Raw genomic sequence first — 22648 nt, 5'->3', positions numbered from 1 at the left:
GAGCGGGCTCCAGGGTAAAAGGTCGGGAACAGTACGAAGTCATCACAGGCTGGCCATGTCCAGTTCGCGTGGCATGGCCTCGCCCACCAGGTGGCGGGCCAGGGTTTCGCCCAGGGTGCGGCAGGCGTCCAGCTCGGCGGCGTCGGGCACCAGCTTCAGGCGCAGGCCTTCCACCGGCACGCGCAGCTTGAGGCCACGCAGGCGGTCTTCAATCAGGCGCACCGCCTCGCCGCTCCAGCCGTAGGAGCCAAACGCCGCGCCAAACTTGCCTTTGACGTTGACCGTGGTCAGCGATGACAACAAGGACCAGATCGGCGGCGCGGCATCGCCGTTCAGCGTTGGGCTGCCAAAGGCCAGGCCGTCGGCGGCTTCGATCAGGTCAATAAAATGCGCGGTTTCGCCGCCTTCCAGATCAAACAGCGACACGCGCACGCCGGCAATCCGCTCGGCACCCACGGCAATCGCCTCGGCCATGCTGCGGGTATTGCCGTAGGCAGACAGATAAAACACCGCCAGGGTTTTTTCGCCCTGGGCGTCGGTATCCAGCGCCAGACGCGGGGTGGCCATTTCCCGGTAACGGGCCAGGTAGTCGCGCGGACGGTGGCGCAGGATCGGCCCGTGCGCCGGGGCAATCAGGCGGATGTCCAGCGGATCGAGCAGTTCCAGCGCATCCAGCACATGCGCGCGGAACGGACGCATGATGTGGGCGTAGTAATATTCAAACGAAAAACGGAAATCGCCCACCCGGTCGTTGAACAGGCGTGGGTCGCAGTAGTGACAACCAAATACGTCGCCGGAAAACAGCATGCCTTCTTCCACCAGCCAGGTGCACTGGGTGTCTGGCCAGTGCAGGTAGGGCGTATGGAAAAAAGCCAGCGTGCGCCCGCCTAGGTCGATGGTGTCGCCGGTGGTCACCGGCGTGTATTCGGGCGGAGCCACGCCGGCAGAAGGCTTCAGCAGCGCCTTGAGCATCATCTGCGCGCGCACCGACAGGTAAACGCGGGCATTGGGCGCACGGCGCAGTAGCTCGGGCAACGCGCCACTGTGGTCGGGCTCCAGGTGATTGAGCACGATGGTGGTGATTTCGTCGTAGCGGGCCACCGACTCCAGCCGGCGAAAAAAATCGTCGGCAAAACCTTCCTTCACCGTGTCGATCACCGCCACGCCGTGTTCGCCACGCACCAGATACGCGTTGTAGCTGGTGCCATTGGCGGTGGACAGGATGATGTCGAAACGGCGCAGGTGAGGGTCCAGCGCGCCAATCCAGTGCACGCCGGGGGCCAGTTCAACCGCCTGGTCAGGGTGAACAATGTTCATGTGCGTGCCCCTCTGCATGGCACGCGGCGGCATGCGCCGCCGCGTCGGCGCCGTGGTGTGAACAGGCTTCCAGATTGCCGTTGGGCACTGCCACGCCATTCAGGCCGATGCGCGCATCCAGCGCCGCCGGGTCAAAGCCCACCCAGCGCTCGTCGCCCAGCTCCAGCAGCGGGCGACGGATCAGGATCGGTCGCTTCACCATCAGCGCCAGCGCGCTGCTGGCGTCCAGCGCGTCGGGGTTGACCTCGCCAGACTTCACTGCAGGGGCGTTGCGGTTGAACCACTGCGCCACCGGCAGATCGCCAAAAAACCCCTGCAGGCGCTCCGCTGTCCATGGTTCGGTCAGCAGATTGCGCACGGTCAGCTGGTGGCCAGCCGAACGCAGCAGGGCTTTTTGTCGGGCGTTGCCCTGGCAGCCGGGCTTTTCATAAAAGATCAGCTCGGCCATTACGCGGCCTCCCGATCAAGCAGGCCCAGCTGGCGCAGCTTCTCCAGCGGAATGTTGGTCAGCGAGCCGGGCGGGTTGAGCGGCTCGCCCAGCTCGTTGACAATGGCCCCTTCCACCGGGCAAATCGCCGCACACTGCGCTTCGGCGTGGTCGCCCAGACACTCGGTGCAGGCCTGGTCGTTGATCAGGAAGTGTGGGATGTCTTCCACCACGGCCTGATTGGGACAGACGTCCACGCACGCCCAGCAGTTGACGCACAGATCGACAATTTGCAGAGCCATTTACGCCACCTTGTCCAGTTTGCTGACCGGAGCCGCCAGCTTGCCGGCAGCTGCCATTTCCTGATACACCGCCAGCACGGCGTCTTCCACCGGCTCCATGGCGTGTTCGCCATTGGGCTGAATGCCGGCAGCCTCCAGCTGGCCCCACGGTTCAAAGCCAATCCGCGCGCACAGCACCTGCTCACAGCCAGACAGGGCGTGAATGATCTGGTCGAGAATCGACCCGGCGGGCTGGCCGCCTTCGCCGCTATCGCCACAGTCAGTGGCACCGTTGCAGTACAGGTCTACCTTGCGATGACCCATCAACCGCACGCCGGTTGGCGAGGCTTCGTACACCAGAAACTCACGGGCATGGCCAAAGTGTTCGCTGACCACGCCGTTTTTGGCGGCCACCGCCATCAGCACAGGCCGGCTGTCTGCCGCCACGCCAGCCGGACGGGCCGGGGCACCGCCGGCGCGCTTGGCGGCCAGCTGTTCCAGCAGGTTTTCGCGCACTTCCTGACGGGTTTGCATCGCCGCTTCATAATCGACGTGCATGTCTTCCAGCTTGTCCAGGGTAAACTCGGCACCGCGATCTTCACCCAACAGGCCCACCGCATCGGCGCGGCACTGACGACAGTGACGCATCATTGCCATATCGCCGCCGCATTCATCCTGCAGCGCCTGCAATTCTTCCGGCGTGGGCGAAGGCTGCTCCATCAGGCCGTAGTAGGTGCCGTGCTCGGCTTCGGCAATCAGCGGCATCACGTTGTGCAGGAAAGCACCCTTGGCCTTGACCACCTTGGACACTTCTTTCAGATGCTGGTCGTTCACCCCCGGAATCATCACCGAGTTGACCTTGACCAGAATCCCGCGTGCGGTGAGCATTTCCAGCCCTTTTTGCTGCTGCTCAATCAGGATGCGCGCCGCTTCCACCCCGCGAATCCGCCGGTTTTCCCAAAAAATCCACGGATAGATCTGCGCGCCGATTTCCGGGTCCACACAGTTGATGGTGATGGTGACGTGGTCGATATTGTGTTTGGCAATCTCGTCCACATGCTGCGGCAGGGTCAGGCCGTTGGTCGACAGGCACAGCTTGATGTCCGGAGCTTTTTCCGACAGCTCGCGGAAGGTTTCAAACGTGCGCGACGGGTTGGCCAGGGGGTCGCCGGGGCCGGCAATGCCCAGTACGGTCATTTGCGGAATGGTGGCCGCCACGGCCAGCACCTTGGTAACGGCCTGCTGCGGGTTGAGCAGCTCGGACACCACGCCGGGGCGGGATTCGTTGGCGCAATCGTATTTGCGGTTACAGTAGTTGCACTGAATATTACAGGCCGGCGCGACTGCCACATGCATGCGGGCAAAATAGTGGTGAGCGTCTTCCGAGTAACAGGGGTGATCCTGCACTTTTTGACGGATCGCGTCGGGCAAGTGCGCCATGGCATCAGGCGCCGAGCCACAGCCACTGGATGAACAGCCTGAGCCACTGGTGGGCGCGCTGCTGATAACGGGTAGTTCCACGATGACACTCCTCAAGAGCTGGTGCTGACAGGGATGCGAGCAAAACCCGCGCCATGAGGAATATTGATTTATATCAACTACTTGTTGAACACCCACCGTGTCGTGTCGTGTGGCTTGTCGGGAAACGGACAAGCAGCCGGACAGAAAACGTGCATGACCGGCCTGGCACAATCGCCCCAGAACCGCCTTTGCCAAAAGCCAAACCCAACACAATCAAAATACGGGATTCCCGTTGGGGTGGGAATGGCCATTTTTAGCGTTTCTTGAGGTGAGCCTAAGGGGTCTTATGGGCGCGCTGAAGCAGATGCTGGCTGTAGCGCAAAAAGTCGTCCAGATGATGACGAATCACCTCGGTGACAATCGGAATCAGCAAGGCCTGATAGTCATGCACGGCGATATTGCGAAATCCGACCATCTTTTGCAGATTGACCGCCAAGGCCGAATCAATCCAGCCGCCAGCATGCAACAAAGCAAACACATCGCGTGCGCTTTGTGGAATGCCCAGTTTTTCGTGGCGAATCAAGTGCTGCCCCATGTCCAGCGCCGCTTCGCACGCCCGTTGCACATTCAGCACTGCCGCATCCTGGCGAGTGAAATCAGTAGCAAAAGAATCACCAGCAGCGGTGAATTCTTCTTTTGCCCGCGCCACACAACGCTCAATCGTGGCCGCCTTGTTGAACAACACATCATCACGCATAGACTTTTCCTTGCTGGGCAATATCCGCCAGCAACCCGGCGCGAGCGGCGTCAAAATCCAGTTTCTCGCTCAACACAAAGCATTCAAACAAACCCGCTGCCGGCTGCTGCGCCCAAAGACATTGGCCCGTGGTAATCACCTGATATTGCATCACCGTGCTGGCAGCACGCAGGTCGAGCAAATCCACGTCACAGCCCAGCGCAATCGCCAGCTGCTGGGCCACATCCCAGCGTACTAGGGGGTCGGCATAAGCGGGTAGCAATAGCGCCAGATCAAGATCGCTGTCAGGGCCGGCCTGACCTTGCATCTGGCTGCCAAAAGCATACACCGCCAGCGCTTCGGGCCAGAGTGCGCGCAAGGTGCACACAATCAGGCCGTCTGGGGTGAGGGCGTGGGCGAGCGGGGAAGGGAGCGTTTGAGTGGGCATGTTTTACGGTGGCCTCAAGAACCCAGAGCGTCAAGTCCCGCCTGGTTATAAACGCACTTCTTGAACAATTCGGGTTTCTTCTTCTGCCATTCTTTCAGCACCAGAATGGGCGAAAGAAGGTTGAGCGCACGCTGCGGAATCTGCTGGTTGTAAGTGTTCACATAGCGCTCAAGCGTCGTCTCCCACTCAACCGCTGAAGCAAATCGCCTTGCCCACACCCATGAATTCGTCATTTTTTTACAAACCAAGCCAGCATTTTAACTGATGTGTGGTCTCGGGGTGAGACCAGGATGGCAACTTTGACATCCTCCCCCGCCTAAAGTCGGGGGATTCCTACGGCGCTCATCCCGGCATCGAGCCGGCATAAGTCGCTTCGGCGGGTTCCTGCTGCTGGCGGCATGACTGCACCGCTCACTTCACAGGCGATCCGGGCTGCGGCTTCCCGCCCGGCGGAAGCGTCCGCCGTGTCCTGCCCTTCGTCTCGCAATCGTTGCATCCCGCAAGACAGGATGTTGATCGCGCCGACCACATCGGCGTTTTCCTTAAAACCGCACTCAACACACTGGAACCGGGCTTGCGTCTGGCGGTTGTCCGCCGACACATGGCCGCAGCACGGACAGGTGCGGCTGGTGTTCTGTGCCGGCACGGTGATGAGATGCCCGCCGTTCCACGCCAGTTTGTAGTCCAATTGGCAGCGGAACTCGGCCCATCCTTGATCGAGGATGGACTTGTTCAGGCCGGACTTGGCCCGAACCTGCTTCCCCGGCTTTTCGGGGCTGCCTGCTGCCGACTTGGACATGTTTCTCACTTGCAAGTCCTCGATACACACCATCGCGTGGTTTTGGCTGATCGTGGTCGTGGCTTTGTGCAGGAAGTCGCGGCGGGCGTTGCCGATGCGGGCGTGAATGCGCTGGATTCTGGACTTTGCCTTCTTCCAGTTGCTGCTGAATCTGGTCTTGCGGCTCATGGCCTGCTGCGCGCGGCGCAAGGCCGTCTCGTGTCGCTTGAAGCTGTTGAGCGGGGCATGGAACGCGCCATCCGAGAGCGTGGCAAAGCGCACCACGCCCAGGTCGATGCCGACTGCTCCACCCTTTGGAATTGGCTGCTCGACCTCGCGTTCGGTCTGGATCGACACGAACCATTTGCCGCAGGACTGGCTGACGGTCACGTTCTTCACCACCCCCAGCACTTCCCGGCTGTTGCGGTAGCGCAGCCAGCCGAGCTTGGGCAGGAAGATTCGGCTGTTGGCCTGGTCGAGCTTGATCTGTTTCGGGTCTGGATAGCGAAAGCTGTCGGACTGGCCCTTCTTCTTGAAACGCGGAAAATCAGCGCGTCTGGCGAAGAAGTTGGCGTAAGCGCGCTCCAGGTCCTTGAGCGTCTGTTGCAGCGGATGAACGGGCGCATCGGCCAGCCACGGCGTTTCAGATCCATTGCGCCACTCGGTGAGCAGCTTGCACAGCCCTGATAGCCGAGCTTTTTCTTGCCTTGCTCGTAGTGCTCCTTTTGCAAGGCCAATGCCTTGTTGAACACGAAGCGGCACGAGCCAGCGAAGCGGCGCATTTGCCGCTCTTGCTGGCCGTCTGGCCGCAATTCGTATTTGTAGGCTTGAAGGCGTTGCATACTGGTATTTTATACAGTCCACCCCCATCGACGGCAAGGACGGCTACGCCGTCCGCGCTATCCTTCCCCGCTCTGAACGGCGGGGCTTGCCGCGCACCGGGTCAGACACCAGCAAAAAACCTGGCGAGAGAGGCTGGCGATGTGGCGGTGCCCCGCGCCATGTCACGCGCAACTTAACGCCTTGGCAAACACACCACCGCGCACAACCCACCCTCCGCCGGGCTATCCAGCCGCAAGCTGCCGCCCAGTTGATGGGCCAGATGGCGGGCAATGGTCAGGCCCAGGCCGCTGCCGCCCAGGCTGCGATTGCGTGAGCTGTCCAGCCGGTAAAACGGCTCGAACACCCGTTCCAACTGCTCGGCGGGAATCCCCGGCCCGTGGTCACGAATGCTCAGGGTCACACTATCGCCCTCGTCGTGCAACGTCAGGCTGACGTCGCCCGGTGCATAGCGGTAAGCATTGTCCAGCAGGTTGTCCACAATCCGGCGCAGCGCTGCCGGGGCGGTGCGCAAGGGGCGTTGTGCCTGGCCGTGGCGCTGCGGCTGCTGGCCCAGTTCGGCGCGGTCGGCCAGCCAGGCGTCGAGCAGGCTGTTGAGGTCGCACAGCTCGGGGCTGACTCCGGCCACTTCATCGCGCAGATAGGCCAGGGTTTCCTGTACCAGCGCCTGCATTTCATCCAGGTCGCGGATGAATTTTTCCCGCACCTCGTCCTCGTCGAGCAGTTCGGCGCGCAGCTTCAGCCGGGTAATTGGCGTTTTCAGGTCGTGGCTCATCGCCGCCAGCAGCTTGATCCGGGTGTCCAGGTGCTCAAGCAATTGCGCCTGCATGCGGTTGAACGCCTGGGCAACGCGCTGGACTTCCTGCGCGCCGCGCAAGGTCAGCGGTGGCCGTTTCAGGTCGCGCCCCAGCGCATCGGCGGCATCGGCCAGTTGATCCAGCGGGCGGGTCATGCTGCGCGCGGCAATCAGTGCCACCAGCAGTACCGCTGCCAGGGTGGCGGCCAGCTGGCCAAGAAACGGCGGGGGCGGCGGCGCGTGACCGCCGCCGGTCAGGCGCACCTGCGCCACCATCCAGTCGCCATCGGCCAGGCGCAACCACACTTGCACGCGCCGGCCCGGCGGGGCATCCAGGTCGGGCGGCTGGCGCTCGATCCGGTGCAGTTCCACGCTGCGCTGCGGATCAGCGTCACGCAGCGCCAGTTCGAGCAATTGTGCGCCGGGCGGCAAAAACTCGCGCTCGGGCGGGCGGGCACCAGGCACGGCCAGGCGGATGCGCAGGCCAGGCAGGGACACCAGCGGGGCCAGGCGCTCGCGTTCGGCGCGGCCAAGCGAGTCGTACCAGCGCGCCAGATCGGTCAGCCGGTGGGCATTGAACTCGATGCGGCTGCGCAGATACTGCTCGCCCCGGTCACGGTGCATCAGCCAGGTGCTGGCCGCCAGGGCCACTGCCACCGCGGCCACCAGCAAACACGCCAGCCGGGCAAACAGCGAGCGGGGCATCAGTCGCATGCCGGCTCTCCAGACAAGCTGACCGGTGCCGTGAACACATAGCCTTCACCGCGCACGGTTTTGATCAGCCGCGCCTCGCGGGCGTCGTCGCCCAGGCGCTGGCGCAGGCGGCTGACCTGCACATCAATGCTGCGGTCAAATGGCTCGGTATCGCGGCCATGCAGCAGGTCCATCAGCTGGTCACGGTTGAGCACCCGGTGCGGGCGCTCGACAAAGATTTTCAGCAAACGAAACTCGGCACCAGACAATTCCACTGCCTCACCGGCTGGGTCGTGCAGGGTGCGGGTGTCGAAGTTCAGCGTCCAGCCGTCAAACCGGGCAAAGCTGTGCTGTGGCGCGTGCAGATTGTCTGGCAGGGAGCGCGCCCGGCGCAGCACGGCCTTGATCCGCGCCAGCAGTTCACGCGGGTTAAACGGCTTGGGCAGGTAATCATCAGCCCCCATCTCCAGCCCGACAATGCGGTCGAGGTCGTCGCCGCGCGCGGTCAGCATCAGAATCGGCAGGTTGGAGCGCGCGCGCAGTTCGCGGCACAGGGTCAGGCCGTCTTCGCCGGGCAGCATCACGTCCAGCACCACCAGATCAAACGCATGCGCCGCCAGTGCGGCGCGCATGGCACGCCCGTCGGCCACCGCCGTGGCGCGAAAGCCATTGCGGGTGAGGTAGTTGGTCAGCAGTTCGCGAATGTCGCGGTCGTCGTCAACGACCAGCAGATGATCAGCAGTATCCATGCCGGCATTATCCAACGCCGTTCCGGCCTGCGGGCAAGTTTCGGGTAACAGCAGTTAACCGGTCTGGCGCTGGCAACACTACGTTACATTTTGCCGGCGGCAGGACATGCCCAGGTTACATCACTGGCGTTTAATGGCTCCATCACGACAGCGGTCGTGGCCGTGTCATCTCAAACTGAGTGAAGGAGAACTGATTATGTTGCGTACCTCGTTGCGTCGTCTGCTGGTGGTGGTGGGTGTGAGTGCCGGGTTGCTGTCTGCCGGGGCGTGGGCGATGCCCCCCGCCGGATGTGATGGCCCGATGCATGGCCGCATGATGGGCCACATGCACGCCGCCATGGACCCGGCCAAGGTGGATGCCCGGCTGGATAAACTCAAAAGCGCGCTCAAGCTCAGCAATGGCCAGCAAGCCGGCTGGCAGCGTTATGCCGACTTTGTGCGTGAACAGGCCAAGCAGCACCGCGAGCAGTTTGACAAAATGCGCGAGCAAACCCCACCCACCCGCGCCCCGGAACGGATGGAGCGCATGAGCGAGCATATGCAGCTGCGCATGAAGTCGATGGAAGCGATGAAGGACGAAACCCGCCGCTTCTACGACACGCTGACCGACACGCAAAAAACCGCGTTCGATCAAGCCATGCCGCAGCCGCGCCACGGCAAGCGTTAAGGCAAGATTCTCGGTTGATGTGCTGCAAGGGTGTTGTGTTCACCCGCCGGGCCTGGGGCCTGGCGGGTTTTTTTTATCCCCGCAGCTTCAGCGCCACCTCGGCCAGCCGCTTGCCCTGGGCCAGCGCCAGCTTGCGTTCGTCGTCGGAAATGGGCCGGTCGTTGTTGGCCCCGGCCACATGGCTGACGCCGTAGGGGGTGCCGCCGGTCTGGGTGGCGGACAGCGCCGGTTCGGTATAGGGCAAGCCCACCAGCAGCATGCCGTGGTGCAGCAGCGGCAGCATCATCGACAGCAGGGTGCTTTCCTGGCCGCCGTGCTGGCTGGAGGTGCTGGTGAACACACAGGCCGGTTTACCCGCCAGCGCGCCATTCAGCCAGTGCCCGGTGGTGCCATCCAGAAAATACTTCATCGCCGCCGCCATATTGCCAAACCGGGTGGGACTGCCCAGCGCCAGGCCGGCGCATTCCACCAGGTCAATCGGCTCGACATACGGCGCGCCAGAGTCCGGAATGGCCGGGGCAGTGGCTTCGCATACAGTAGACACTTTCGGCACGGTACGCAGCCGCGCCTGACAACCGGGGACGGATTCCACGCCACGGGCAATCAGCTGCGCCAGCTGTCTGACCGCGCCATGCTGGCTGTAATACAGCACCAGGATATCGTGCATGAACAGGCTCCTCTTGAGAACTACGCACGGCCCATAGGCCGCCAGAGCTGGCATTGTACCTCGGGGCAAGGCCGGGCTTGTGCCCAGACCAGCCTTGCCCGGACAATAGCCGCTTTACCGCTTCCGTCAGCCGCCCCGTGATTGCCGTTCCCCGCCTTGCGCTTGCCCGTCTGCTGCCCCGTCGCCTGCGCGAACTGGTCAGCTTTCTGGCCTTTGTCGTGCGTCGCCTGCTGGTGGAAGACCGCTGCGTGCAGGTGGCCGCCAGTCTGACCTTTACCACCTTGCTGTCGCTGGTGCCGCTGCTGACCCTGGGCCTGATCGTGTTGTCGGCGTTTCCGGTGTTTGCCGACTACAGCGCCCGCATCAAGCTGTTTCTGCTGGCCAATCTGGTGCCCGACTTTGCCGGCAAGATCATTTCGGTATACATGCGCCAGTTTGCCGACAACGCTGGCCGGCTGACGGCGGTGGGGCTGGTGCTGCTGGCGGCCACGGCGCTGTCGCTGATGCTGACCATCGAACGCACCTTCAACACCATCTGGCGGGTGAACACCCCGCGCCCGTTTGCCCGGCAGATGCTCACCTACTGGGCCATCCTGACCCTGGGCCCCTTGCTGCTGGGCGGGGGCTTGTCTGGCCTGGCGCGGCTGATGCGCGCCAGCGGGCTGGGCAGCCAGGCACCGCTGATATCCGGCCTGTTGCAATGGCTGACTTCGCTGCTGCTGACCACGCTGATTCTGGCGATTTTGTACAGCCTCACCCCCAACCGGCATGTCCCGCGCCGTCATGCGCTGATGGGGGCTGGCTGTGCCGCGCTGCTGCTGGAGCTGACCCAGGCCGGGTTTGCCCTGTATCTGGATCTGGCCAAGTCCTACCAACTGGTGTACGGCGCATTTGCGGCGTTTCCGATTTTATTGATCTGGCTGCAGTTGATCTGGCTGGTGGTGTTGTTTGGTGCCGTGCTCACCGCCACCTTGCCCTATTGGGCCGACCGCGCCTGGCAAGGGCCGGCCAACAACAGCCGGCGTCTGCTGCATGTGCTGGAAATCCTGCTGCAACTGAACGAGGCGCAACAGCAGGGCCGCAGTCTGCAGCTGGCCGACCTGCGCCGCCGGGTGCACACGGGCTATGATGAGCTGGGCCACCTGCTCGACACTCTGGCACGCGCCGGCTATGTCAGCCGCACCCGGCAGGATGGCTGGCTGCTGACAGGCCGGGCCGAGCATATCTTGCTGGGTGAGCTGTACCAGTTGTTCATCCTGCCGCCACTGCCGTTCCGTCGTCATTCCGTGCAGGCGCAAGTCTTGCGCGGGGTGCTGGCCCCCGGCGAGGCAGCGCTGGATATTTCGCTGGCCGAATTTGCCCGGCGCTGCGCCGAACCGGCAGAGCACCATCTGGCGGACGGGCATTGAGAAAAACCAATTGTTCAGGAGCGCGCCATGTTTTCCCATGTATTCATCAGCGTCAGCCAGTTTGACCGGGCGCTGGCGTTCTACTCGCCCCTCATGGCCACACTGGGCCTGGAACAGCGCTTTTGCCAGCCAGACACGCCCTGGGCCGGCTGGCACAGCCCAGGTGGCCAGCGGCCCTTGCTGCTGATTGGCCATCCCTACAATGGCCAGCCGCATCAGCCAGGCAATGGGCAGATGGTGGCGCTGTCGGCCAGCAGCCGGGCGCAGGTGGATGCGGCGCACCAGCTGGCACTGGTGCACGGCGGCCAATGTGACGGCGCGCCCGGCCTGCGTGCGCATTACCACGCCGACTATTACGGGGCGTACTTTCGCGATCCGGATGGCAACAAGCTATGCGTGGTATGCCATGCGCCGCCAGAGGCAGCGCGCTGACCCGGCGTGGGCCTACCACTGTTCGCGTCGGAACTGGCGCAGTGCAGAAATCAGCAAGCATGCCATCGCTGCCCATGGCCACAGATGGTTGGCAAACTCGGATAAGGCATTGATGTTGGTCAGATGGTAGGCCCAGCGGAACAGGCCGCGCTGGTCGTCGTGGGTGGCCACCAGCGGCCACTGCGCCGCCACCAGTTGGGCCAAGGCCAGCAGCACCAGCGCAATGGCGGTTTGCAGCCAGCGCTGGGCGTAGGTCAGCAACCAGGTAAGCACCCCACCCAGCGCCAGCCCGGCCAGCACATGCGGGTTGATCCAGGCAAAGTAAGCGACCGGCTTGAGCATGGCCGCTGCCGCCACCACCTTGAACAGCCAGGCCAGCAGAAAAAACCCGGCCAGCACCTGAGCATGGTCGCGACGACGGGCCAGAAAACTGGCGATGAACAACAAGGTGGCGGTCAGATTGAGCATGGCACCGCCAGCTTCGAGCAAAAACAGAAATAAGGCCGGATTGGCCAGCGGCGATTCAAACGGCTGCGGCAGGCCTTCCGGCATCACCACCACGCCAAACAGCGTGGTGGCCGGGTTGATCTGGGTGAGAAACCACAACGCGCCCAGCATCAGCGCGTAATCGGCGCTGCTGTCGGCCACCAGCCAGCGCCGACGGGCACGGCGCAGCAGCAGGCCCAGACGCACGCTCCACGGCACGGTGGCCAGCAAGGCCCCCAGCAAGGCACCGCCAGTGTTGCACAGCACGTCCAGGTTGGACGCCACCCGCACCGGCAGATACAGCTGGGCAATTTCAATTACCACACTGGTCAGCCCGCCCAGGCACACTGCCGCCAGCACGCCCAGCCAGGCCGGACGAAACACCCTGGCCAGCGCCAGACCATAGGGCAGGTAGGCGAGCACATTGACGCCAATGTCAAAACTGGTGCGGTAATACGGCAGAGGGTAAAACAGAAACTCCAGCCAGGGCTGGCCGCTGTCTTCCCAGTCGGTAAACGGATACAGGCTGACCACCACAATCACCCCCAGATAACACAGGGCGAACCAGTGCGGCACCCGATGGGGCGCAGGTGGCAGCGTAGGCAGAATGGGCGCGGTCATCGCCGCGCAAGGTCAGCTGGCATGGTGGGCACACGCCCCCGGCACGGGGCCGGGGGTGAGCATGGGCGGGCTTACTTCAGCTTGATTTCCGACCACAGCTTGTTCATGTCACGACGCTGCTTGCTGTTGAGGTCCTGCAGCTGTTGCAGCTTGGGCAGGGCTTCCTTGCTGGGGAAAATGGCCGACAGCTTGGTGATTTCCGGCTTGACGTTCGGCATCGCCGCCTGGTTGGGGTTGCCGGCACCCACTTCGTTGGTCAGGTCGGCGGCGTTCTTGCCATCCAGCATGAAGTTGATGAACTTGTGCGCCAGATCCTTGCGCGGCGCATCTTTCAGGATGACCAGATTATCCAGCGACAGGGTGTTGCCTTCCTGTTGCAGGCCAAAGCCGAGCTTGAACGGACGCTTGGCCTTGATGGCATCCTGCTGGGCCTGGAACAGGTCGCTGGAATAGCCCAGCGACACCCAGGCGTTGCCCAGGGTGAGTTCCTTGATATAGCTCTGGTTGTTGAAAGCGGCCCAGTACGGCTTGGCCTTGAGGATCACCTGCTGGGCCTGCTTCCACTTGGCCGGGTCGGTTTCATTGGCCGGGTAGCCCAGATACATCAGCGCCGCCGACATCAGCTCGCGCTGCGAATCCAGCACGGTGACCTTGCCCTTGATCTTGGACACCACTGCCGGATCAAAAATCAGCGCCCAGCTATTGGCCTTGTCCAGCACGCCGGCTTTTTGCAGCTGGGTTTCGTTGTAGCCCAGCACGGTGGTGGTAAACGAGTACGGCACCGAGTAGGCATTGGCCTTGTCGAAGAAGCCGCCCATATAGCCAGGGTTGACGTTCTTCAGATTAGCCAGCTGGGCCTTGTCCAGCGGCGCAGCGGCTTTCTGGCCAATCAGGGTCTGCACGGCAAAGCCAGTAGGCACCACAATGTCGTAGCCCTTGGCACCGGCAGCCAGCTTGGCCAGCATTTCTTCGTTGTCACCGTAGTAATCCTGCACCAGCTTACACTTGCAGGATTGCTCGAAGCGCTTGGCCGTAGCTTCGGTCAGGTAGTTGTTCCAGTTGTACAGGTGCAGCTCATCAGCGGCAAACGCCATGGAACTGGCCAGCAAGGACATCGACAGCAGCAGCTTTTTCATCTTGTTCCCTTCAAGGTTCGATCAAAATCAAGTCAGAAAAACAGACAGTACGCACTGCCAGCCCGCTCGGCGGGTCATTTCCACCACGCACCACCCGCCGCACCCCACCCCGTCATTCCCGCGCAGGCGGGAATCCAGAAACTCACCACAGCGTGGGATGGATGAATCCTCAACAAACAGCGGCCAGGGTAATTTCACCGTCAACACGCCGTAGAAACTTGCCTGGGTCCCCGCCTGCGCGGGGACGACGCGACGGAGGGTGAAAAACCAGACGGAGACGCACGACCGTTGCCTGACTGCCACCAAGCGAAATACCACGGCCTGAGATACGTCACACCCAGCAATTCAATCACCGCCCATCGCACCCCACCCCGTCATTCCCGCGCAGGCGGGAATCCAGCGTCACCACAGCGTGGGACGGGTGAATCCTCAACAAACAGCGGCCAGGGTAATGTCACCGTCAACACGCCGTAGTACCTTGCCTGGGTCCCCGCCTGCGCGGGGACGACGCGACGGAGGGCAAAAAACCAGACGGAGGCGCGCGACCGTTGCCTGACTGCCACCAAGCGAAATGCCACGGCCTGAGATACGTCACTCCCCGCAATTCAATCCACCGCCCGTCGCACCCCACCTCGTCATTCCCGCGAAGGCGGGAATCCAGAAACTCACCACAGCGTGGAATGGATAAATCCTCAACAAACGGCGGCCAGGGCAATGTCACCGTCAACACGCCGTAGTACCTTGCCTGGGTCCCCGCCTGCGCAGGGACGACGCGACAGAGGGTGAAAAACCAGACGGAGACGCGCGACCGTTACCTGACTGCCACCAGGCGAAATGCCACGGCCTGAGATACGTCATTCCCCGCAATTCAATCCACCGCCCATCGCATCCCACCCCGTCATTCCCGCGAAGGCGGGAATCCAGAAACTCACCACAGCGTGGGACGGGTGAATACTCAACAAACAGCGGCCAGGGTAATTTTACCGTCAGCACGCCGTAGTACCTTGCCTGGGTCCCCGCCCACGCGGGGACGACGATTTTCTCCAGCGTTTCTCATGTTCAGGCAAAGCGCTGCCGGTTACCCACGCCGCGCTACTCCGCCCGCAACGCCCCCGGCGACAGTTTCGACGCCAGCACAATCAAGCACAAGGTCAACACCATCAACAGCGTCGAAATCGCATTCACCTCCGGCGTCACAGCAATCTTGATCATCGAATAAATCTGCAGCGGCAAGGTGGACGAGCCCACCCCGGCAGTAAAGAAAGTAATCACAAAATCATCAATCGACAGGGTAAACGCCATCAGCCCGCCCGCCAGAATCCCCGGCATGATCTGCGGCAGCGTCACCAGACGGAACGCCAGCCACGGCGTGGCCCCCAGATCGCGAGCGGCTTCCACCAGGCTGTTGTCCATGCCCTGCATGCGCGCGCGCACCACAATTGCCACAAAGCCGATGCAAAACGCCACATGCGCCAGGATGATCGAGGTCATGCCCAGGGTGACATTCAGCAGCACAAAGAAAATCAGCAGGCTCACCCCCATCAGGATTTCCGGGATGGCAATCGGCGTGAGCACCAGAAACGGCAGCAGGCGCAGCTTGTAGCGGTGCATGGCCATGCCGGCCAGGGTGCCAAAGAAGGTGGCCACCACGGCAGACACCACGCCAATCACCATCGAATTGCCTGCGGCGGTCAGCATTTCCCGATTATGAAACAGCTTGTCGTACCAGCTGAAGGTAAACCCCACCCATTCGGCGTTAAGCTTGGAATCGTTGAACGAATACACCACCACAATCACCAGCGGCAGGTACAGAAACAGATAGGCCAGCGCGGCTGCGCCCCACAGCCACCAGGAGTGTCGTTTAGCCATGCTTCACCTTTTTCTTGCCCCGGCTCACCGCCGCCGCCAGCGCCGCCATCAGCAGCACGCCGCCGGTCAGCATGATCGACAGCACGGCACCAAACGGCCAGTCACGGGTTTCCAGGAATTGCTGCTTGATCAGGTTGCCGATCATGATGCCTTCGGTGCCGCCGATGATGTCCGGCACGGCAAACATGCCCAGCGCCGGGATGAACACCAGCGCGGCACCGGCATATACGCCGGGCAGCGACAAAGGCCAGGTGATCTTCCAGAAGCGCTGCCAGGCAGTGGCACCCAGATCCTGGGCGGCATCCAGCAGGGCCAGGTCGTGTTTTTCCAGATTGGCGTACAGCGGCAGCACCATGAATGGCAGATGCACGTAGACCAGACAGACAATCACCGCAAACGGGGTGAACAGCAGGCTGACCGGTTCGTGGCCAAAGGCGGTGACCACCAGATTGACCACCTTGGTCAGCGCCGATTGCGGGCCGAGCAGAATCATCCAGGCATAAATCCGGATCAGAAAGTTCGACCAGAACGGCAGAATCACCAGCAGCAGCAGCAGGTCGCGGAATTTTTTCGGGCTGCGGGCAATCAGCCAGGCCAGCGGGTAGCCCATGGCGATGCAGATCAGCGTGGTCAGCGTGGCATACCACAGTGATTTAATAAACAGCTCGATATACAGCGGTTCATCCACCAGCCGGGCAAAGCTTTCCAGCGTCAGATAGTCCCCCAGCGTGGCCAGGGTAACGTCCACCACCAGCTTGCCGGTGGCCGGGTCTTCCGAGGTCAGCGGCATCAGCCCGCCGTAGTCGCCCGGATAGCGGAACGCGGCGAACATCATGATCAGCGACGGAATCAGGAAGAACACCAGCAAATACACCAGCGGCGGCCACGACAGCAGCCATTTTCCCAAACGATCGTGCATGGCTTACTCCGTCAGGAAGCTGCCGGCGTCAAACCGCCAGGCGATTTCAACCGGGTCATTGTCGTCAAACAGCTTGGCCAGGCCGGGGGCCGAATTGGGCAGCATGGCCTCGATGCGCACACCCTCGCCTACTTCGACGATGTATAGCGTCACGTCGCCCATGTACAGACAGTCATGCACCCGGCCCTTGAAGTAGGCTTCGTTGGGCAGTTCCGGCAGTTCGCGGTCGAGCTTGATTTTTTCCGGGCGCAGCGCCAGCCAGCCCTGCTGCCCCACCGTCACCCCGTCGCGCGCCAGCGCCTTCATTTCTCCACAGCCCTTGATGGCGATGGTCATGCTGCCATCACCATGAATGGCCTTCACTTCACTGTCCAGCACATTGCACTGGCCGATGAAGTCCGCCACAAAGCGGTTGCGCGGGTAGCTGTAGATGGTTTCCGGCTTGTCCAGCTGCTCCACCTGACCCGCGCTCATCACCGCAATCCGGTGCGACAGCGCCAGCGCCTCGGCCTGGTCGTGGGTCACGTAGACAAAAGTGATGCCAACTTCCTTTTGCAGATTGATCAGCTCGATCTGCATTTCTTCGCGCAGCTTGGCATCCAGCGCCGACAGCGGCTCGTCCAGCAGCAACAAACGCGGACGATCCACCAGGGCACGGGCAATCGCCACCCGCTGGCGCTGGCCGCCGGACAGCTCGTGCGGGTAACGCTGGCCGAATTTGCCCAACCGCACGTCTTCCAGCAATTCGTCCACTTGCGGGGCGATTTTGTCGGCGGCCCAGCCGGCCATTTTCAGCGGGAAGGCGATGTTTTCGCGCACGGTCATGTGCGGAAACAGCGCGTAGCTTTGGAATACCGTATGCACCGGGCGCTTTTCCGGCGGCACAGTGGACACATCCTTGCCATCGAGCAGGATTTCGCCACTGTCGGGCTGTTCAAAGCCAGCCAGCATGCGCAGCAGGGTGGTCTTGCCGCAGCCGGACGGCCCGAGCAGGGTGAAGAACTCGCCGGCTTCCACCGACAGGCTGACATGATTCACTGCGGTAAAGTCAGCGAACTGCTTGACCACATTACGAATTTCAAGAAGCGCCATGGAGTTTTCGTCCGGGGTCCGCCGGACGCCATTGTAAGGATTAAACCTGTCGCCCACGCTGTTTGCCAGTGGGCGAATCCACGAACATCACATAGTGCCGCAAAACCGCCGCCCCGTCATGCCGGACGGCTGACTGTTTGCGCAAAAACCCAAGCAAGCGCTGGGCCATCATGCATTCAGGCTGCCCGCAGGCAGCCTGAATCAGCGGGCGTTGACCCCCCATGTACCTCCAGCGGCGCAACACCGCACCAGCTTATTCTGCCGGCGGCGGGGCCACCGGTGTAATCAGCTCACCTGGTCGCGCAGCCGCCGCAGCGGCCAGACGGTCCTGCTCGGCGCGCTGGCGCACGGTTTCCAGATAATCCATCACCGCGTAGGTCAGCTCGCGGGTGCCTTCGCCGGTCAGCGCTGAAATCACGAAGTGACGTGGCGCCATCGGATTAAAGTCGGCGTAGGGATCAGGGTTTTCCTGCCAGCCGTAGTCAGCCAGGAACTGTTGCACCCGTTCGGCGCGCTCGTCGTCGTCCACCATGTCCAGTTTGTTCAGCACCAGCCAGCGCGGCTTGTTGTACAGCGATTCGTCGTACTTGCGCAGCTCTTCCACAATCGCGCGCGCCTCGGCCACCGGGTCGGTGTCCGGGTCGAACGGGGCCAGATCGACAATGTGCAGCAACAGGCCGGTGCGCTGCAAATGCTTGAGAAAACGATGTCCCAGGCCCGCGCCATCCGCTGCGCCTTCAATCAGGCCGGGGATGTCAGCAATCACAAAGCTGCGGTTTTCGTCGATGCGCACCACGCCCAGATTGGGGTGCAGGGTGGTGAACGGGTAATCCGCCACCTTGGGCCGCGCGGCGGACACCGAGCGGATAAAGGTGGACTTGCCGGCGTTGGGCATGCCCAACAGGCCGATGTCGGCCAGCACCTTGAGCTCCAGCTTCAGCTCGCGCAATTCGCCCGGTTCACCGTGGGTAAACTGGCGCGGGGCGCGGTTGACCGAGCTTTTGAAATGAATATTGCCCAGCCCGCCCTTGCCGCCACGGGCAATAATCACCTGCACGCCGTCGGTGGTCAGGTCGGCCACCACTTCGCCGGTTTGCGAATCGGTAATCAGCGTGCCCACCGGCATGCGCAGGAAAATATCGTCAGCGCCCTTGCCATAGCAATCCGCACCGCGACCGTTTTCGCCATTGCGGGCGATGTATTTTTTCACAAAGCGGTAGTCCACCAGGGTGTTGATGTCCTTGTCCGCCACGGCAATCACATTGCCGCCACGCCCACCGTCACCGCCATCCGGCCCGCCGCGCGGGACAAATTTTTCCCGGCGCATGCTGGCCGAACCATTGCCGCCCTTGCCGCCGGAGACTTCAATCCGGGCTTCGTCGATAAATTTCATGTCTTGCACTCCTTGGGGGCGGGCAACGGTGAGGCATGAAGCGTCGCAGCCGGTGGCGCTTCATGGTTCACGGCTGCACCGCAACAAAAAGAGCCCTATCACAGGATAGGGCTCTGATTCACGCGAAAGACAGCGTAAAAATTACGCGGCTTCGGCTTCGCCGGTGTACGGCAGAACAACCACGGTCTTGCGCTTGGCAGCGCCCTTGACCTCAAACTTCACATAACCATCCACCTTGGCGAACAGGGTGTGATCCTTGCCCATGCCAACGTTGTCACCGGCGTGGAAACGGGTGCCACGCTGACGGATGATGATGCTGCCAGCGGGGATCAGCTCGCCGCCGTAAACTTTGGTGCCCAGGCGCTTCGATTCGGAATCACGACCGTTACGCGAGCTACCGCCTGCTTTTTTGTGTGCCATGAGGATTCTCCCGGATTACTTCGAAATCGCGTCGATGCGGATTTCGGTGTAGTTCTGACGATGGCCCTGGTGTTTTTGGTAGTGCTTACGACGGCGCATCTTGAAGATGCGGATCTTTTCGCCACGACCATGCGACACGACAGTCGCCGTCACGGTAGCGCCAGCCACCAGCGGGGTGCCCACTGCCACCTGATCACCATCTGCAACCATCAGTACCTGATCCAGGACGATTTGGCTGTCGATGTCTGCAGGTATCTGTTCTACTTTAAGTTTTTCGCCAATGACAACGCGATACTGCTTGCCACCGGTTTTTACGACCGCATACATTCGTTAAGCTCCTAAAAAATTCGCTCGCCCCACGGACATTTTCGCGGGGAACTGAGCATGATACGCAAGCATCCGGATGGCGGCAAGTTTTTCTGGAGTATTGGCTGAAGTATTGGCCTGATGATGGGCCACAGAAGCGCTGTGTGCAGCGCGGCGCATGGCACAGCTATGCGCTGGCCTGACGGCCCGGCTCAACCGGGCCGCCGTCAGCACCGTCAGCGCAAACAGCTGCGCCCACCGTCCCACTCAAAAGCGGTCAAACAAGCCCTTCACCGCCGCCACACCCTGATCGAGCAGACCGCCCACATCCGGCAACTGGCCATCCGGGGTCAGCTGGTTCACCCATTCCGGCAGATTGTCCGACAGCCAGCTGGCGGCCTGGGCCGGGTCGATGCCGACGCGTTCGGCCAGCGCATTCAGGGTATCCGGGCCAAGCACCGACTGGATTTGCTCCAGGCTGACAGGCAGGTTTTCGCCCTGACCAATCCAGCTTTGCACGGTTTCACCCAGCCCAGCCTGGTTGAATTTGTCCACCAGCCCGCTCAGGCCGCCGGTGTTTTCCAGCAGGCTGCCCAGCGCGCCGCTGGCATTGCCCAGTGTGTCTTGCACCTGTTGTGCGCCACCGCTGATGGCATCGGTAATCTGGTCCAGCAATCCCATGGTTGAAACTCCCTTGCATGTGCTTGAGTAAAATGCTGAACCCTGGCGGCTGGCCGGGGTCAGACATTGGTGAGTGCGACCATCACAGCATAACCCGTTTGGCCGCCGTTTCGCATGTGGGTTTGTGTGACAGCCTGTCTCTCACTTGCATCACCATAGAGGAGAATTTTTTGCCAAGGTTCATGATCGGAATGGTCTGGCTGTGCGCGGCGTGGTGTGCGCCGGTCTGGGCGGATGTGTATGGCTTCATCGACGAACAGGGTATGGCGCATCTGGCCCCGAAGGCGCTGGACGAGCGTTATCGGCTGTTCAAGCGCGGCAGCTTGCCCACGGCGCAAACCGGGCCGGCAGTGGATGTCAGCCACTATCTGGCCGGGCGGGACACCCGGGCGATGAGCACGCTGGGCCCGCTGATTGACAGCACCGCCCGTCGCCACCAGCTGGAGCCGGCGCTGCTGCATGCGCTGATTACCGTGGAATCCGGCTACCACGTCAGCGCCACCTCGCCCAAGGGCGCGCAGGGATTGATGCAGCTGATGCCGGACACTGCCGCCCGTTTTGGCGTCAGCGGCGACGCGGTAAGCGAACCCCGGCGCAATCTGGAGGCCGGCGCGCGCTATCTGAGTTTTTTGCTGGGCTTGTTCAACCACCAGCTGGATCTGGCGCTGGCGGCATATAACGCCGGAGAGGGCGTGGTGCAGCGGCTGGGCAAGATTCCGCCGTATGAAGAAACCGAACAGTATGTGAAGGCCGTGCGGGCGTTGTACCTGCGCCAGGGTGGCCGGGTGCTGGCGGATGGCCGCTTGCGCAGCAAGGTGCTGGCGGCGCAGCTGGCCATGCCTGCTCTACCGGCCTTGCTGCCGGAAGTGGATTAACCCCGCGCCGGCCAATTCAGCCGCCAAAACCGATTTCCCGCCACAGCGGCGCGTCCAGCGTGCGCTTGAGCGTGGCCATCACCTCGTCACGACACGCCACATCCGCCACCGGCTGGTTGGCAATCCAGCCGGCCAGCGGCGCGCCGCTGGCGCGAATGGCCTGGGCGGTCAGCCGGGCGTGGTTGATGCAGCCCAGACGCAACCCCACCACCAGCACCACCGGAATCTCCAGCGCACAGGCCAGGTCGGCCATGCTCAGCGTGTCGGTCAGCGGCGCATACCAGCCGCCCGCCCCTTCCACCAGCACCATATCGGCATCGGCCTGCAGGGCGGCAAAGCGTTGGCGCAGCAGGTCAAGGTCGATGTCCACGCCGGCCTGGCGCGCCGCCAGATGCGGCGAAATCGGCGGGGCAAAGCGGTAGGGGTTCATCGCGTCGCGGTCGGTCTGGCCGCTGGCGGCAATCAGCCGCTCGACGTCGTCGTTCACCAGCTGGCCATCGGCACCGACGCTGCAACCCGACGCCACCGGCTTCATTGCCGCTACCCGCAAGCCCTGGCTGCGCCAGTGCTCAATCAGCCGCACCGCGCTATGGGTCTTGCCGATTTCGGTGTCGGTGCCGGTAATGAAGTAGGCATGGCTCATAAAAAGCGGTCCAGCAGTTTGCGGCTGGCCTTGTCCAGCAGGCCGGGGTCGCGAATCAGGTAGTGAATGCCGTGGCTGTCGCTGATCAATAGCGCGGGCGCGGTCATCCGGCGGATGTCGTCTTCGCCCTTGAGCACCAGCTGGGTGGCACCCCGGTCGGTATCCACGGTCCAGGTGCTGGGGGTGGCAAAGCTGCTGACGCTGCGAATGCGCTGGATCACTGGCATGAATTCGCGGCTGGCCAGCGCTTCGCTAATCAGCGGGCGCATGGCCGGCGGCAATTGGTCGATATGGTCGATCCAGGCTAGCTCGTGGCCATCCGGGCTGACCAGCGACAGGCCATCGTCCGGCGCGCCAATCGGAAAGGCGCGCACCACGGTCACGCCGGTGTGGTCGCTGCCATCGCGGCTGAGCACCAATTGGCCAAAGGCGTTGCGCTGCAGGGTGAAATCAGGGGGATGCATACCAAACCTCGCTGGGGATAACGACTGTTTCGGGCTTGCCTG

25 protein-coding genes and 1 pseudogene are annotated in these 22648 nt (G+C 62.4%); 4 read left to right on the top strand and 22 right to left on the bottom strand.

The genetic code is table 11. The annotated features are described in order from the left end of the window. Positions 1–42 precede the first annotated feature (42 nt). The 10 genes and pseudogenes from BXU06_RS12965 to BXU06_RS12920 all read right to left on the bottom strand — a co-directional run bounded on the left by BXU06_RS12965 (position 43) and on the right by BXU06_RS12920 (position 8526). Positions 43–1317, bottom strand: a complete 1275-nt coding sequence (locus BXU06_RS12965) for an FprA family A-type flavoprotein (protein WP_077300370.1) — start codon at positions 1315–1317, stop codon at positions 43–45. Continuing rightward, the gene (locus tag BXU06_RS12960; RefSeq protein ID WP_077300367.1) at positions 1298–1765 is read right to left on the bottom strand and encodes an ArsC/Spx/MgsR family protein; all 468 of its coding nucleotides are present in this window, start codon (positions 1763–1765) and stop codon (positions 1298–1300) included. The genes BXU06_RS12965 and BXU06_RS12960 overlap by 20 nt, the downstream gene beginning before the upstream one ends. After that, complete coding sequence (locus BXU06_RS12955; protein ID WP_077300364.1) at positions 1765–2046, bottom strand: 4Fe-4S dicluster domain-containing protein; 282 nt, start codon at positions 2044–2046, stop codon at positions 1765–1767. The genes BXU06_RS12960 and BXU06_RS12955 overlap by 1 nt, the downstream gene beginning before the upstream one ends. Next, positions 2047–3546 (bottom strand): nitrogenase cofactor biosynthesis protein NifB, encoded by a 1500-nt coding sequence (gene nifB, locus BXU06_RS12950; protein WP_077300361.1) that lies wholly within the window; start codon positions 3544–3546, stop codon positions 2047–2049. Between the two features lie 274 nt (positions 3547–3820). Beyond that, on the bottom strand, positions 3821–4243 hold the full coding sequence (locus BXU06_RS12945; protein ID WP_077300358.1) for a DUF86 domain-containing protein: 423 nt from the start codon (positions 4241–4243) through the stop codon (positions 3821–3823). Next, positions 4236–4670, bottom strand: coding sequence for a nucleotidyltransferase domain-containing protein (locus tag BXU06_RS12940; protein ID WP_077300355.1), 435 nt, complete (start codon positions 4668–4670; stop codon positions 4236–4238). Before BXU06_RS12940 ends, BXU06_RS12945 begins: the two co-directional genes overlap by 8 nt. Before the next feature lie 14 nt (positions 4671–4684). Continuing rightward, positions 4685–4876 (bottom strand): annotated as a pseudogene (locus BXU06_RS12935) (IS481 family transposase); the annotation flags it as partial. 110 nt (positions 4877–4986) lie between these two features. Beyond that, a complete protein-coding gene (locus tag BXU06_RS12930; RefSeq protein ID WP_253189464.1) occupies positions 4987–6210 on the bottom strand; it encodes a transposase in 1224 nt (407 codons plus the stop codon). A 253-nt stretch (positions 6211–6463) separates the two neighbouring features. Beyond that, positions 6464–7798 (bottom strand): HAMP domain-containing histidine kinase, encoded by a 1335-nt coding sequence (locus BXU06_RS12925; RefSeq protein ID WP_077300349.1) that lies wholly within the window; start codon positions 7796–7798, stop codon positions 6464–6466. Next, positions 7789–8526: a response regulator gene (locus tag BXU06_RS12920; RefSeq protein ID WP_077300346.1), complete on the bottom strand. Its 738-nt coding sequence runs from the start codon at positions 8524–8526 to the stop codon at positions 7789–7791. The genes BXU06_RS12925 and BXU06_RS12920 overlap by 10 nt, the downstream gene beginning before the upstream one ends. Positions 8527–8722: 196 nt before the next feature. Between BXU06_RS12920 and BXU06_RS12915 the strand changes: the two genes are divergently transcribed. Next, positions 8723–9193 carry a Spy/CpxP family protein refolding chaperone gene (locus BXU06_RS12915; RefSeq protein WP_077300344.1) on the top strand — a complete coding sequence of 157 codons (471 nt, stop codon included), beginning with the start codon at positions 8723–8725 and terminating at the stop codon, positions 9191–9193. Positions 9194–9266: 73 nt separating this feature from the next. Here BXU06_RS12915 and wrbA read toward each other — a convergent pair whose 3' ends face one another. After that, a complete protein-coding gene (wrbA, locus tag BXU06_RS12910; protein WP_077300341.1) occupies positions 9267–9860 on the bottom strand; it encodes an NAD(P)H:quinone oxidoreductase in 594 nt (197 codons plus the stop codon). 137 nt (positions 9861–9997) lie between these two features. Here wrbA and BXU06_RS12905 point away from each other — a divergent pair, with 137 nt between their 5' ends. After that, positions 9998–11269, top strand: a complete 1272-nt coding sequence (locus BXU06_RS12905) for a YihY family inner membrane protein (protein WP_253189463.1) — start codon at positions 9998–10000, stop codon at positions 11267–11269. A 27-nt stretch (positions 11270–11296) separates the two neighbouring features. Continuing rightward, positions 11297–11701, top strand: a complete 405-nt coding sequence (locus BXU06_RS12900; RefSeq protein ID WP_077300338.1) for a VOC family protein — start codon at positions 11297–11299, stop codon at positions 11699–11701. A 12-nt stretch (positions 11702–11713) separates the two neighbouring features. Here BXU06_RS12900 and BXU06_RS12895 read toward each other — a convergent pair whose 3' ends face one another. The 9 genes from BXU06_RS12895 to BXU06_RS12850 form a co-directional block, all read right to left on the bottom strand. Beyond that, positions 11714–12808, bottom strand: coding sequence for a VanZ family protein (locus tag BXU06_RS12895; protein ID WP_077300335.1), 1095 nt, complete (start codon positions 12806–12808; stop codon positions 11714–11716). 71 nt (positions 12809–12879) lie between these two features. Then, a complete protein-coding gene (locus tag BXU06_RS12890) occupies positions 12880–13944 on the bottom strand; it encodes a PotD/PotF family extracellular solute-binding protein (RefSeq protein WP_077300331.1) in 1065 nt (354 codons plus the stop codon). Between the two features lie 1092 nt (positions 13945–15036). Further along, the gene (locus tag BXU06_RS12885; RefSeq protein ID WP_077300328.1) at positions 15037–15813 is read right to left on the bottom strand and encodes an ABC transporter permease; all 777 of its coding nucleotides are present in this window, start codon (positions 15811–15813) and stop codon (positions 15037–15039) included. Next, positions 15806–16732 (bottom strand): ABC transporter permease, encoded by a 927-nt coding sequence (locus BXU06_RS12880; protein WP_077300325.1) that lies wholly within the window; start codon positions 16730–16732, stop codon positions 15806–15808. Before BXU06_RS12880 ends, BXU06_RS12885 begins: the two co-directional genes overlap by 8 nt. Positions 16733–16735: 3 nt before the next feature. Continuing rightward, on the bottom strand, positions 16736–17824 hold the full coding sequence (locus tag BXU06_RS12875; protein ID WP_077300322.1) for an ABC transporter ATP-binding protein: 1089 nt from the start codon (positions 17822–17824) through the stop codon (positions 16736–16738). A 253-nt stretch (positions 17825–18077) separates the two neighbouring features. Next, the gene (gene obgE / locus BXU06_RS12865) at positions 18078–19217 is read right to left on the bottom strand and encodes a GTPase ObgE (protein WP_077300316.1); all 1140 of its coding nucleotides are present in this window, start codon (positions 19215–19217) and stop codon (positions 18078–18080) included. A 141-nt stretch (positions 19218–19358) separates the two neighbouring features. Further along, on the bottom strand, positions 19359–19637 hold the full coding sequence (rpmA, locus tag BXU06_RS12860) for a 50S ribosomal protein L27 (protein ID WP_077300313.1): 279 nt from the start codon (positions 19635–19637) through the stop codon (positions 19359–19361). 15 nt (positions 19638–19652) lie between these two features. Beyond that, positions 19653–19964 (bottom strand): 50S ribosomal protein L21, encoded by a 312-nt coding sequence (gene rplU, locus BXU06_RS12855; protein WP_077300310.1) that lies wholly within the window; start codon positions 19962–19964, stop codon positions 19653–19655. A 246-nt stretch (positions 19965–20210) separates the two neighbouring features. Beyond that, positions 20211–20624 (bottom strand): YidB family protein, encoded by a 414-nt coding sequence (locus BXU06_RS12850; protein WP_077300307.1) that lies wholly within the window; start codon positions 20622–20624, stop codon positions 20211–20213. A 182-nt stretch (positions 20625–20806) separates the two neighbouring features. Here BXU06_RS12850 and BXU06_RS12845 point away from each other — a divergent pair, with 182 nt between their 5' ends. Further along, on the top strand, positions 20807–21499 hold the full coding sequence (locus tag BXU06_RS12845; RefSeq protein WP_077300304.1) for a lytic transglycosylase domain-containing protein: 693 nt from the start codon (positions 20807–20809) through the stop codon (positions 21497–21499). Positions 21500–21515: 16 nt separating this feature from the next. Here BXU06_RS12845 and bioD read toward each other — a convergent pair whose 3' ends face one another. Together bioD and BXU06_RS12835 are read right to left on the bottom strand one after the other, a co-directional pair. Further along, positions 21516–22142: a dethiobiotin synthase gene (gene bioD, locus BXU06_RS12840; protein WP_077300301.1), complete on the bottom strand. Its 627-nt coding sequence runs from the start codon at positions 22140–22142 to the stop codon at positions 21516–21518. Beyond that, complete coding sequence (locus BXU06_RS12835) at positions 22139–22606, bottom strand: DUF1854 domain-containing protein (RefSeq protein WP_077300298.1); 468 nt, start codon at positions 22604–22606, stop codon at positions 22139–22141. The genes bioD and BXU06_RS12835 overlap by 4 nt, the downstream gene beginning before the upstream one ends. Positions 22607–22648 lie beyond the last annotated feature (42 nt).

It is taken from the genome of Aquaspirillum sp. LM1, from assembly GCF_002002905.1.
Classification (GTDB): Bacteria; Pseudomonadota; Gammaproteobacteria; order Burkholderiales; family Aquaspirillaceae; genus Rivihabitans.
This window is presented reverse-complemented; position numbering and strand designations above follow the sequence as displayed.

Excerpts from the sequence above, each read along its gene's own strand:
- BXU06_RS12965 (WP_077300370.1), bottom strand. The coding sequence starts at position 1,317 with ATGAACATTGTTCACCCTGACCAGGCGGTTGAACTGGCCCCCGGCGTG.
- BXU06_RS12960 (WP_077300367.1), bottom strand. The coding sequence starts at position 1,765 with ATGGCCGAGCTGATCTTTTATGAAAAGCCCGGCTGCCAGGGCAACGCC.
- BXU06_RS12955 (WP_077300364.1), bottom strand. The coding sequence starts at position 2,046 with ATGGCTCTGCAAATTGTCGATCTGTGCGTCAACTGCTGGGCGTGCGTG.
- BXU06_RS12945 (WP_077300358.1), bottom strand. The coding sequence starts at position 4,243 with ATGCGTGATGATGTGTTGTTCAACAAGGCGGCCACGATTGAGCGTTGT.
- BXU06_RS12940 (WP_077300355.1), bottom strand. The coding sequence starts at position 4,670 with ATGCCCACTCAAACGCTCCCTTCCCCGCTCGCCCACGCCCTCACCCCA.
- BXU06_RS12925 (WP_077300349.1), bottom strand. The coding sequence starts at position 7,798 with ATGCGACTGATGCCCCGCTCGCTGTTTGCCCGGCTGGCGTGTTTGCTG.
- BXU06_RS12920 (WP_077300346.1), bottom strand. The coding sequence starts at position 8,526 with ATGGATACTGCTGATCATCTGCTGGTCGTTGACGACGACCGCGACATT.
- BXU06_RS12915 (WP_077300344.1), top strand. The coding sequence starts at position 8,723 with ATGTTGCGTACCTCGTTGCGTCGTCTGCTGGTGGTGGTGGGTGTGAGT.
- wrbA (WP_077300341.1), bottom strand. The coding sequence starts at position 9,860 with ATGCACGATATCCTGGTGCTGTATTACAGCCAGCATGGCGCGGTCAGA.
- BXU06_RS12900 (WP_077300338.1), top strand. The coding sequence starts at position 11,297 with ATGTTTTCCCATGTATTCATCAGCGTCAGCCAGTTTGACCGGGCGCTG.
- BXU06_RS12895 (WP_077300335.1), bottom strand. The coding sequence starts at position 12,808 with ATGACCGCGCCCATTCTGCCTACGCTGCCACCTGCGCCCCATCGGGTG.
- BXU06_RS12890 (WP_077300331.1), bottom strand. The coding sequence starts at position 13,944 with ATGAAAAAGCTGCTGCTGTCGATGTCCTTGCTGGCCAGTTCCATGGCG.
- BXU06_RS12885 (WP_077300328.1), bottom strand. The coding sequence starts at position 15,813 with ATGGCTAAACGACACTCCTGGTGGCTGTGGGGCGCAGCCGCGCTGGCC.
- BXU06_RS12880 (WP_077300325.1), bottom strand. The coding sequence starts at position 16,732 with ATGCACGATCGTTTGGGAAAATGGCTGCTGTCGTGGCCGCCGCTGGTG.
- BXU06_RS12875 (WP_077300322.1), bottom strand. The coding sequence starts at position 17,824 with ATGGCGCTTCTTGAAATTCGTAATGTGGTCAAGCAGTTCGCTGACTTT.
- obgE (WP_077300316.1), bottom strand. The coding sequence starts at position 19,217 with ATGAAATTTATCGACGAAGCCCGGATTGAAGTCTCCGGCGGCAAGGGC.
- rpmA (WP_077300313.1), bottom strand. The coding sequence starts at position 19,637 with ATGGCACACAAAAAAGCAGGCGGTAGCTCGCGTAACGGTCGTGATTCC.
- rplU (WP_077300310.1), bottom strand. The coding sequence starts at position 19,964 with ATGTATGCGGTCGTAAAAACCGGTGGCAAGCAGTATCGCGTTGTCATT.
- BXU06_RS12850 (WP_077300307.1), bottom strand. The coding sequence starts at position 20,624 with ATGGGATTGCTGGACCAGATTACCGATGCCATCAGCGGTGGCGCACAA.
- BXU06_RS12845 (WP_077300304.1), top strand. The coding sequence starts at position 20,807 with ATGATCGGAATGGTCTGGCTGTGCGCGGCGTGGTGTGCGCCGGTCTGG.
- bioD (WP_077300301.1), bottom strand. The coding sequence starts at position 22,142 with ATGAGCCATGCCTACTTCATTACCGGCACCGACACCGAAATCGGCAAG.
- BXU06_RS12835 (WP_077300298.1), bottom strand. The coding sequence starts at position 22,606 with ATGCATCCCCCTGATTTCACCCTGCAGCGCAACGCCTTTGGCCAATTG.